Raw genomic sequence first — 9,641 nt, 5'->3', positions numbered from 1 at the left:
CAGACCAGCTACGCGTCATAGCCTTGGTAGGCCATTACCCCACCAACTAGCTGATACGATACAGGCCAATCCCTTGGCGGAATAAACCATTTCCCTTCTCAACTTATGTCAAAAAGGAGTATGGGGTATTAGCAGTCGTTTCCAACTGTTATCCCCCTCCAAGGGGCATGTTACCTATACATTACTCACCCGTGCGCCACTTAGCTGACACTCATTTCAACCCGAAGGTATCTATGAGCCGTTCTCGTTCGACTTGCATGTGTTAGGCACGCCGCCAGCGTTCACTCTGAGCCAGGATCAAACTCTCCATAAATGAATTGTTCGTCCTTGTCGACTATATTGACTTTTTCAAAAAAAGTCACAAAAATTAAACGCTCAAAGGTTTCACTTATCTATTACTTGGTTGTCAAAGATCTCGTCTGTCTCAATCTCTTAAGACTCACTTACGATGTTTATCTCTTCCCTTCACTTAAGGGCTCCATCGTTTGTGGACGGGAATTATAGCAGGTTCATCGCTCCGTGTCAAGGGGTTTGCAGAAAAATTGCAAAAATTTTTCCAAAAATTTTCAAAATTATCCATTTTTTAGACTAGCTTGTAGTTTTAATATAATGTATATATAGGGTTGATTTTAATACCAACATAAGATATAATCCACTTGCAATTAATCTTAATTAAAAATAAAAAGGAGAACGACATGTCACTATATAATCGTGATTATGTCCATAATCAAAGTGCACAACGTCAAGAAGAACATGTTTATGAAGAACCGCAAATCAGAACTGAGGCTGATCTTGTAGCTTTTGTTAAAAAAACATATCAGTTATTTGCTGCTTCTTGTATTGCAGCAACAGCTGGTGCTTATCTTGGTGTTGGAATGGCTGCAACTATTCAGTCATGGTACTGGGGATTAGTTATTCTTGAGTTTGCTATGCTGTTTGGCTTAATGTTCACACGTACAAAACCTGGCATTAATCTGTTAATGCTTTTTGGTTTTACATTCATAACAGGTCTTACTCTTGCACCACTTCTTTCTAGTATAATGTCTATGCCTGGTGGAGGTGGAATTGTTGGTCAGGCATTTTTCCTGACAGCTGTCATTACTGGTGGTCTTAGCCTTTTTGCTATGAACACTACACGTGATTTTAGCGGAATGGGAAAAGGTCTTTTTATAGCTCTTATAATCGTAGTTATTGCTTCAATAGTAAACATTTTCCTTGGCAGCCCTTTATTGCAAGTTGCTATTGCTGGTATTGGAGCAATGCTATTTAGTGCATTTATCCTTTATGATACTCAACGAATCATCAGAGGTGAATTTGCAACACCTGTAGAAGCAGCTGTTGCTATCTATCTTGATGTACTTAACCTTTTTGTTTCACTTCTACAAATACTTGGTATCCTTGGAAGCAATGACGAGTAACAATATACAGCCGAAACTCTTTCGGCTGATTGATGCGAATCTCAACCGACTAAAGGAAGGGATTCGCGTTATTGAAGATATTAACAGGTACCTTTACGATAATAAAACTATCTCTTCAAAACTTAAAGAACTCAGACATCTTGCAAAAATAGACAATTATTTGGAGATTCTTCCACATAGAGATATTCAAAATGATGTACTAAAAGCAAGTGTAGAAACAGAGATGATACGTGAAAATATTACCTCTCTTCTTTTAGCTAACTATAAACGTGCTCAAGAAGCTTCTCGAGTCTTAGAAGAAGCATTCAAACTGCTAGATCCTGCTAAATCTGAAAATTTTAAAACAATCCGTTATGAACTTTACGCATTAGAACAAGAAAATCTTTCTAAGTAAAACAATCTATCTAAAAATATATTCCCAGTTTTTCGAAAGTCATTTCGCGATAAAATCGCGTATTACATAGGGGGATAACAAATGGGAGAGGCTTGTAAAACTTTTATTCAACTCATAAAAAAGTGTGAATATTATGAAGCACATGAAGTGTTGGAGGATATTTGGTTCCCAAGAAGATTTGAAAAAGATGAAGAGATTTTGATTATCAAAGGCTTTATAAATGCTTCAGTAGCTTTTGAATTAGTAAAAAAAGGACGAATGGAAGCAGCTAAAAAAGCTTGGAACGTTTATCTAAAGTATTCTCCTTTATTGGAAAATTCAACTTCAGAGCATTTACCTATTTACAAAGAAATAGAAAAACTACTGGAACAAAAATATGAGCAGCTGTTCAGGTCGTAAGTATCACGAAACGACAAAACACTCGTGGATTTCAGTAAGACAAAATCCAAATAGACTAGACTGGAACAACCAACCGTCTTCACTAAAATTCTATCCAAAAGAGTATAGACGAATCCAACTTTCAAAAGAGTTTTCCGCTCATAACTTTATCTACCATATTGGCGGAATTACAGCTAAAAAGAGTTACCCTGGTGTTGAATACTATTTACGTACAAACCCAAGTGCAGGGGCACTTTATCCAAATGAACTATACTTTCAAGCAAGGAATGTTGATGGATTTGATGATGGAATTTATCATTTTGAGGTTGGAAGTTCATCAGCAGTATTACTTCAAAATTTGAGTGAAGATGAAGGCTTAGAGCCACTTTTACATATTGATAATCCTATGAACGGTCTTCTCTTTTTTATAAGCTCACCTTGGTACCGTTCTGCTTGGAAATATAAAAACCGTGCTTACCGTTACTGTTTATTGGATGCAGGACATATACTTGGTTCCATAGAAGCAGGTAGTTATCTTTATGAACACGCTTATAGAGTTGCATATAATATTGACTTGAAAGAGTTAAACCGTTTTTTTAATTTTGGACGTGAAGAGTTTTTTCTATCTGCAGCTATTGTTGCTATTCCTAAAAAGGGCAAAACAGTAAAATTGCCTGATTCAAAAATTAAACAAGTTGACCCAGCTGGTGTATTTGAGCCAAATCAAATTATAGAACAGGCATACTCAGATACTTTAGATCTGCAAAAATGTAAAAAAGAACCAAGATTTCCAAAATTCACATTTCACAAACAGGCATGGGAAGAGACTATACTTAAACGACGATCTATCCGTGAATTTTCTGGTAAATCTATAACAAAAGCACAATTTGAAGCGATTATGGAGATTATAGAACAACCTGTACCAAGTGATTGTGATGAACCGCTTAAAGTTTATGCAGTTTTAAATCGTGTAGTTGGAATGCCTATTGGAATTTACCATAATGGTAAATTACTTAAAAATGGTGATTTTTCTAAAAAAGCCGGTTATTTATGTCTTGAGCAGCGTCTTGGAAGCGATAGTGCCGTAACCTTTTTTCTTCTTTCAGATGGTTGCAACTACCGTTCACTCTATCAAAAAGCTGGATTTATAGCTCATCGAATATACCTAACAGCCAATTACCTTGGTATTGGATGCAGTGGTATTGGTGCCTATTATGATGATGAAGTATCTGAATTTTTAGGTGATGAATCGATGGTGCTTTATGCATTGGCTATTGGAGTGTAAACGACGACTATCTTTAAAACAATCGCCGTTTAAATTTTAAAATTACTTATATTGTATGCTTTTTTAAAAAAACAGCTATATTGTCAAATATCCCTTTTACAAGCTCTTGGCGTGCTTCTAAACTTGTCCAGGCAATGTGTGGTGTTATTAGAAGTCTTTCTGGGTTAGCTACTTCAAAGAGTACAGAATCTTCTGATAGCGGCTCTTTTTCTGTAACATCCAATCCTACATAAATCTCTTTATCATCCATGACATGAACTAAATCTTTTTCATTGACAATACCACCACGACCAAGATTTAGTAAAATAGAGCCTGCTTGAATCTTTTCAAGACGAGAAAAGTCAAGAAGATTTTTTGTCTTTTCATTAAGAGGAGCGTGAATTGAGATAATATGTGATGTACTAAGCAGTGTATCAAGTTCCATACGTGGATATAGAGAATCGTTATTTTTACCACTGGTAGAGTAGTAAACTACAGTTGCACCAAAAGCTTCAGCAACTTTAGCAACAGCCTTTCCTATTGTTCCAAAACCTATGATACCCCACTGTCTTCCTCTTAATTCATGGAAAGGACGATCTATACATGTGAAAATTCCAGATTGGCTCCAAGCTTTAGATTTAACATGGTTGTCATAATATGGAAGTTTTTCTAAAAGATAAAAGAGCATTGCAAATGTGTGCTGAACAACACTGTGAGTAGAGTACCCAGCTACATTTTTTACCTCAATACCTTTTTGAGCCGCATACTCCAAATCAACATTATTCATACCTGTTGCTGCTACACATACAAGCTTTAATGAAGGAACAGCATCTATAACCTCTTTATCTATAACAACTTTATTGGTGATAATGATATCTGCATCTTTACAACGCTCAATTCTCTCACCAAGTGTTGTTGTTTGATAGATTGTTACATCTCCAAATTTTTCAAAGACAGATAGATCAATATCATCTCCCAATGTTTTGGCATCTAAAAAAATTAATTTCATTTTTTTATCTTACACTCACTAACTCTTAAATTTTCTCTTCTATTCACAATTGTAACAAAAAAAGAATAAAATTGATAATTGACTTATCTACTACACTCTTTTTCTAAATTTCATACTATATCATCTTATATAAAATTTATAAATATTATCTTATAGTATAGTAAAACGGAAAGGTACACTTGAAAATTTTAAAAAAATTCATAATTATTTCTCTTATTGGATTAGAGGCTCTCTATTCTCAAACAATAACTTTAAAAACAGCTATCAATAAAACACTCTTAAATCATCCAGATATCAAAGCTTTTATGCTTCGTATTCAACAATCAGAGCAAAATTATAATGCTGTATATACAAGTTATTTGCCACAACTTGATTTATTAGCAACTTATAACCCAACAAAAACTTATACTATTCAAAATAGTGGAGTATTTCATACAACTCAAGAGAGTGGATGGAGCCTTGGAGTAACGTTGCATCAAAAAGTATGGGATTTTGGTACAACATCATCTATTGTACAAAGTAGTAAAGTTGATGTGGATATTGCCAAAGAATCATTAGCTGAAGCAAAAGCACTATTGATTTTCAAAGTTAAATCCCTTTACAAACTTTTAATTATTCAAAGAGAAGCTATTAAAGTAAGAGAGAAAGATCTTGAAGCAAAAAAAGCTTATCTTGCTCAAGCTAAAGCACTATTTGAACAAGGACTTAAAACTAAAGCAGATGTTAATCGCTTTCTATCTGCTGTTTATGCCGCAGAAGATGCTTTATCTTTTACTAAAGCATCTTTTAAAAAAGTAAAAGTCTCACTTTCATTATATATGGGAATGAAAATTGATGATAGTGTTAAACTGCAAAACTCTATTTTAAAGAAAAAATTGAAAATAAATAAAAATTTGGAGTATAAAGTAGTTGAAAATAATAATAAAATTAAAATTGATAGACTAAATATACAAAAGAATCAATTAATTTATAAGTCTGCTAAAATTTCACATTTTGGTAGCATAGATCTTGTTGCTTCTTACTATAAATATGATGCTCTAAACAACTATAACTTAAGTTCTGTTGGAATAAGCTATAGTGTTCCTATTTATACAAGTGGAAAATTAACTGCTTTAGAACAAAAAGCACGTATTGGAAAGATAATTGCACAAAAAGAGAAAGATTCTGATATCTTAGCACTAAAAGAGGAGTACCACTCTCTTTTAATAGATATAGAGCATTATAATCAGACAATAAAAACTAAAAAAGCTCAACTATCTTCAGCAAAAAGTACACAAGAAGAGTTAAATGCCCGTTATAAAGAGGGATTAGCAACATATTTAGATATCTTGGATAATATTGCCATTGTATTAAATGCAAAATTAGAGATATTAGAAGCTTACTACTCAAGAAGTATTGCTTTTGATAGAATAGAATACTTAAAAGGGAAACTATAATGCAAAAATTTTCTAAATATATTATATTAGCTATATTACTTATAGTAGGTGCTACAATATTTTATAAAAAGGTTTATATACCTAAAGTAACATATAAAACAGTAAAATCAATAAAAGGTGATTTATCTGTACAGGTTTTTGGCATTGGAAATGTAGGAGCAAAAGATATATATAAAATAACTTCTCAAACTGGTGGTAAAATAGTTAAAATTTTAACAGATGAAGGTCAATGGGTAAAAAAAGGAGATCTTTTAGTTACTATTGACAGCATAGATATTCCTCAACAGCTACAAGAGGCTAAAATTGCTGTAAAAAAAGCAAAATCGGAAATGATAGCTACACAAAAAGAGCTAAATAGCCTAATTGCCCAAAAATATTTAGCCGAAATAACATATAAGCGTTATGAAAAACTTAACAAGCAGTCATTTATATCCAAAGCTGAATATGATAAAGCAAAAATGGATCTTGAAGTTATAAAATCTCAAATTGAAGCAACAAAAGCACATATTTTATCGGCAAAATTAGAGCTATCCAAATCACAAAAAGCAGTAGATGCATTAAAAGAGAAACTTTTAAGATATAAAATATACTCACCTTGTTATGGCTATGTAATATCAAAAGATGCACAGATCGCCCAAAGTGTCTCTCCATCTCAGAATATATTGCAAATAGTTGATTCAAAAACTGTATGGGTAAAAACTTATATAGATGAAAAAATAAGTGGAAATATAAAAGTAGGTCAAAAAGCGGTTATAAAACTTCGTTCTCAACCAAATAAAGAATTTTTAGGAGAAGTTAAGAGAATTGTAGCCCAAAGTGATAAGGTAACACAAGAAAGAGAGGTAGATGTAGCCTTTAACAATGTCCCTATACCTTTTTATATTAATGAACAAGCAGAAGTAACCATAAACACTAAAACTTACACAGATGTAGTAAAAATTCCTACAAAAGCATTGAGTTACTATAATGAAAAAATGGGTGTTTGGATCAAAAAAGAAAATAGAGCCCATTTTCTACAAATTCAGTTAATTGCGAGAGGCAATGAAGAGATTGCTGTATCAGGATTAAATGAAGGAGTTACACTTTTAATTCAATCAACTAAAAATAAACCTCTAAAAGAGGGAGCAACTATTATAAATGATTAATTTAGCCCAAAAAGACATTCAATACAAACTTGGAACTTTTATAATTACAGCAGTTGGTGTTGGAATGCTACTTGGTATTGTACTTATAATGATAGGTGTTTATCGAGGCATGATTGTTGATGCAGAAGTTCTACTTGATGATCTTAATGTAGATTTATGGATAGTCCAAGAAAATACATTAGGACCATTTGCTGAATCTTCAAGGATTCATGAAGATTTAAAAAACTCTATTAAAACTATTGACGGTATAGAAAAGATAGCTGGTTTAACCTTTCAAAATTTACAACTACATAACTCTAAAAAGAGTGTTCGTATTATGGCAGTTGGATTTGATCCATATGGAGATTTTAATCCTATCAATCCAAAAAGAGTTATCAAAGGTAGAGGTTTAAATCGTAGCCATTATGAAATTGTTGTCTCTGATAACATCGGTTTTTCATTAGGAGAAGAGATTCCAATAGGAAGAAACAGCTATAAAGTAGTTGGAATAACTCATGGAACTGTCTCTTCTGGTGGTGACCCATTGGTTTATATAAGTTTAAAAGATGCTCAAGAATTACAATTTTCATACTCAAATAACCGTATAAGAAATGACAGAGCAAGAGGGATTAAAGATAGTTCAACCAATATGCCTATGGTTAATGCTATTATAGCAACCATAAAAGAAGGATATAACATAAATACTGTTGCTAAAAATATTAAAGAGACTAAGCATAAAAGTGTATATACTAAAAATGCTCAAAAAGATATATTAACTAAAAATCTTATAGAAAGAGCTTCTAAACAAATAGGTCTTTTTACTGCTATTTTAATCATAGTCTCTACCATTATTATAGCTTTGATTATATATACTATGACATTAGAGAAGATAAAAGAAATATCTATTATGAAGCTTATTGGTATTCCCAATAGTATGATTATCAAAATGATTGTTCAAGAGACAATAATTTTAGGATTTTTAGCCTTTATCTCAGGTAATATATTTTCACATTTAATATATAGTAAATTCCCTAAAAGAGTAGTTTTGGAGGTTTCTGATGCTTTGATACTTTTTATTATAATAATTATTGCTTCTATAGTTTCATCTTTAGTCGGAATAAAAAAAGTAATTAATGCTGACCCTGCAGCTGCCATAGGAGGCTAAAAATGAATAAACAAGCAATTAAAGTGGAAAATCTTGTAAAAACTTTTGGAAAAGGAGATAGTCTTGTCTCTGTTATAAAAGATGCAAATTTTCAAATTAATAAAGGTGAGCTTGTTGCACTAATTGCTCCAAGTGGTGCAGGGAAAACTACTCTTCTAATGATGATAGGATGTGTAGAGGAACCCACAAGTGGAACAATTTGGTTAGGTGATGAAAAAGTATATGAAAATAGATGGCTTACAAAAGAGACAAGAAAAATAAGAAGAGAAAAGATAGGATTTATTTTTCAGGCACACTATTTGATTCCATTTCTCAATGTAATAGAAAATGTAACACTTGTACCTCAAACAAATGGAGTTTCTGAAAAAGAGGCATATAAAACTGCTATGGATCTTTTAAAATATTTTGAAATTGAAGATAAAGCTTATAATATGCCATCACAACTCTCTGGAGGACAAAATCAAAGAGTAGCAATTGCTAGAGCATTAGCAAATATACCACAAATTATTCTTGCTGATGAACCAACAGCTGCACTTGATAGTGAACGTTCTGTTTCTGTCGTAAAAATGTTAAAAAAAATAGCACTTGATCAAAATGTTGCTATTATTATGGTTACACACGATGAAGCAATGTTACCCTTCTGCGACAGAATTTTGAAAATAAAAAATAAACAAGTAGTATCAGAAGATATATCAAAATATAAAACTGTAATTTAAAAGAGTTCTATTTATTAAAAGGAAAAGTATGAAACGGTTTGCTCTAATATCTATGATTTTAGTTTTTACAACAGTTAATCTATTTGCAGTTAAAGTGGGAGAGATTTTACCTCATATTATATTAAGTGTTAAAAATGGCGGTTTATATGATAATAGAGCTTGGGATTGTAATAGTTTAAAAGGGAAATGGCATATTTTATTATATATGGATCCAGATGCAAAAGAAGAGGCTATGCCCTTTATAGAAAAGTTAAATAGAGCAAATTTATCATCAAAGAGATACTCCACAATTGCCATTGTTAATCTTGCAGCAACTTGGATGCCAAACTCTATACTTAAAAAAATGCTTAATGAAAATCAGAAAAACTTAAATAATACACAGTTTATATTTGATCAAACAAAATATTTAGTCAAAAAGTGGTATATGGTAGATAATACAAGCAATATTTTAATTATTGATAAGAATATGAAAGTTATTTATAAAAAGAGCGGTAAAGTATCGGCACAAGAGCAAAAAAAGATTCTAAATTTAATTAAAAACTCTATTTGAGGTTTTAATTTTTACTCCATTTAACCATATATAAAATAATTGTACCTAATACTGCAACCAAAATTACTGAAGCACCTGTTGAAAGGTCATACCAGTATGCCAAGAATAGTCCAGCAATGATATAGATAATAGAGAGTATGATAGAAATAATCATCATACTACTAAGTGATTTAACATACATTTCACT

The 9,641-nt window shown here is 32.0% G+C and carries 11 protein-coding genes and 1 rRNA gene; 9 read left to right on the top strand and 3 right to left on the bottom strand.

All coding sequences use genetic code 11. From position 1 onward, the window contains the following. Window positions 1–313 (bottom strand): 16S ribosomal RNA (locus BM227_RS11770); the annotation flags it as partial. A gap of 382 nt (window positions 314–695) precedes the next feature. Between BM227_RS11770 and BM227_RS11765 the strand changes: the two genes are divergently transcribed. The 4 genes from BM227_RS11765 to BM227_RS11750 all read left to right on the top strand — a co-directional run bounded on the left by BM227_RS11765 (window position 696) and on the right by BM227_RS11750 (window position 3,475). Continuing rightward, window positions 696–1,418, top strand: a complete 723-nt coding sequence (locus BM227_RS11765; RefSeq protein WP_092914116.1) for a Bax inhibitor-1/YccA family protein — start codon at window positions 696–698, stop codon at window positions 1,416–1,418. After that, a complete protein-coding gene (locus BM227_RS11760; protein ID WP_092914114.1) occupies window positions 1,408–1,812 on the top strand; it encodes a thiamine-phosphate pyrophosphorylase in 405 nt (134 codons plus the stop codon). Before BM227_RS11765 ends, BM227_RS11760 begins: the two co-directional genes overlap by 11 nt. Before the next feature lie 81 nt (window positions 1,813–1,893). Continuing rightward, window positions 1,894–2,211, top strand: a complete 318-nt coding sequence (locus BM227_RS11755) for a DUF309 domain-containing protein (RefSeq protein WP_092914112.1) — start codon at window positions 1,894–1,896, stop codon at window positions 2,209–2,211. After that, window positions 2,189–3,475 carry a nitroreductase family protein gene (locus BM227_RS11750; RefSeq protein ID WP_092914110.1) on the top strand — a complete coding sequence of 429 codons (1,287 nt, stop codon included), beginning with the start codon at window positions 2,189–2,191 and terminating at the stop codon, window positions 3,473–3,475. Before BM227_RS11755 ends, BM227_RS11750 begins: the two co-directional genes overlap by 23 nt. A 46-nt stretch (window positions 3,476–3,521) precedes the next feature. On the opposite strand, the gene BM227_RS11745 is transcribed toward BM227_RS11750, so the two are convergent. Beyond that, complete coding sequence (locus tag BM227_RS11745; protein ID WP_092914109.1) at window positions 3,522–4,463, bottom strand: D-2-hydroxyacid dehydrogenase; 942 nt, start codon at window positions 4,461–4,463, stop codon at window positions 3,522–3,524. A gap of 179 nt (window positions 4,464–4,642) precedes the next feature. Between BM227_RS11745 and BM227_RS11740 the strand changes: the two genes are divergently transcribed. Genes BM227_RS11740 through BM227_RS11720 form a run of 5 tightly spaced genes read left to right on the top strand, consistent with a single transcriptional unit; the run spans window position 4,643 to window position 9,454 of the window. After that, window positions 4,643–5,899 (top strand): TolC family protein, encoded by a 1,257-nt coding sequence (locus BM227_RS11740; RefSeq protein ID WP_245757070.1) that lies wholly within the window; start codon window positions 4,643–4,645, stop codon window positions 5,897–5,899. Next, window positions 5,899–7,044, top strand: a complete 1,146-nt coding sequence (locus BM227_RS11735) for an efflux RND transporter periplasmic adaptor subunit (protein WP_092914107.1) — start codon at window positions 5,899–5,901, stop codon at window positions 7,042–7,044. The genes BM227_RS11740 and BM227_RS11735 overlap by 1 nt, the downstream gene beginning before the upstream one ends. Beyond that, window positions 7,037–8,188, top strand: a complete 1,152-nt coding sequence (locus tag BM227_RS11730) for an ABC transporter permease (protein WP_092914106.1) — start codon at window positions 7,037–7,039, stop codon at window positions 8,186–8,188. Before BM227_RS11735 ends, BM227_RS11730 begins: the two co-directional genes overlap by 8 nt. Window positions 8,189–8,190: 2 nt before the next feature. Beyond that, window positions 8,191–8,904, top strand: coding sequence for an ABC transporter ATP-binding protein (locus tag BM227_RS11725; RefSeq protein WP_092914104.1), 714 nt, complete (start codon window positions 8,191–8,193; stop codon window positions 8,902–8,904). 28 nt (window positions 8,905–8,932) lie between these two features. Next, window positions 8,933–9,454, top strand: coding sequence for a YtfJ family protein (locus BM227_RS11720; protein WP_092914103.1), 522 nt, complete (start codon window positions 8,933–8,935; stop codon window positions 9,452–9,454). 4 nt (window positions 9,455–9,458) lie between these two features. Here the strand turns inward: BM227_RS11720 and BM227_RS11715 are convergent. Further along, on the bottom strand, window positions 9,459–9,641 hold a 183-nt coding region (locus BM227_RS11715; protein WP_177202055.1), incomplete at its 5' end, for a metal ABC transporter permease.

It is taken from the genome of Hydrogenimonas thermophila (assembly GCF_900115615.1).
In the GTDB taxonomy this organism is placed as follows: domain Bacteria; phylum Campylobacterota; class Campylobacteria; order Campylobacterales; family Hydrogenimonadaceae; genus Hydrogenimonas; species Hydrogenimonas thermophila.
Note: the sequence above shows the minus strand (reverse complement) of the source record. Positions and strands in the feature narration are given on the sequence as shown.

What these genes read in the sequence shown, in the direction of transcription:
- BM227_RS11755 (WP_092914112.1), top strand. Translation starts at nt 1,894, where the DNA reads ATGGGAGAGGCTTGTAAAACTTTTATTCAACTCATAAAAAAGTGTGAA.
- BM227_RS11730 (WP_092914106.1), top strand. Translation starts at nt 7,037, where the DNA reads ATGATTAATTTAGCCCAAAAAGACATTCAATACAAACTTGGAACTTTT.
- BM227_RS11765 (WP_092914116.1), top strand. Translation starts at nt 696, where the DNA reads ATGTCACTATATAATCGTGATTATGTCCATAATCAAAGTGCACAACGT.
- BM227_RS11725 (WP_092914104.1), top strand. Translation starts at nt 8,191, where the DNA reads ATGAATAAACAAGCAATTAAAGTGGAAAATCTTGTAAAAACTTTTGGA.
- BM227_RS11735 (WP_092914107.1), top strand. Translation starts at nt 5,899, where the DNA reads ATGCAAAAATTTTCTAAATATATTATATTAGCTATATTACTTATAGTA.
- BM227_RS11760 (WP_092914114.1), top strand. Translation starts at nt 1,408, where the DNA reads ATGACGAGTAACAATATACAGCCGAAACTCTTTCGGCTGATTGATGCG.
- BM227_RS11720 (WP_092914103.1), top strand. Translation starts at nt 8,933, where the DNA reads ATGAAACGGTTTGCTCTAATATCTATGATTTTAGTTTTTACAACAGTT.
- BM227_RS11750 (WP_092914110.1), top strand. Translation starts at nt 2,189, where the DNA reads ATGAGCAGCTGTTCAGGTCGTAAGTATCACGAAACGACAAAACACTCG.
- BM227_RS11745 (WP_092914109.1), bottom strand. Translation starts at nt 4,463, where the DNA reads ATGAAATTAATTTTTTTAGATGCCAAAACATTGGGAGATGATATTGAT.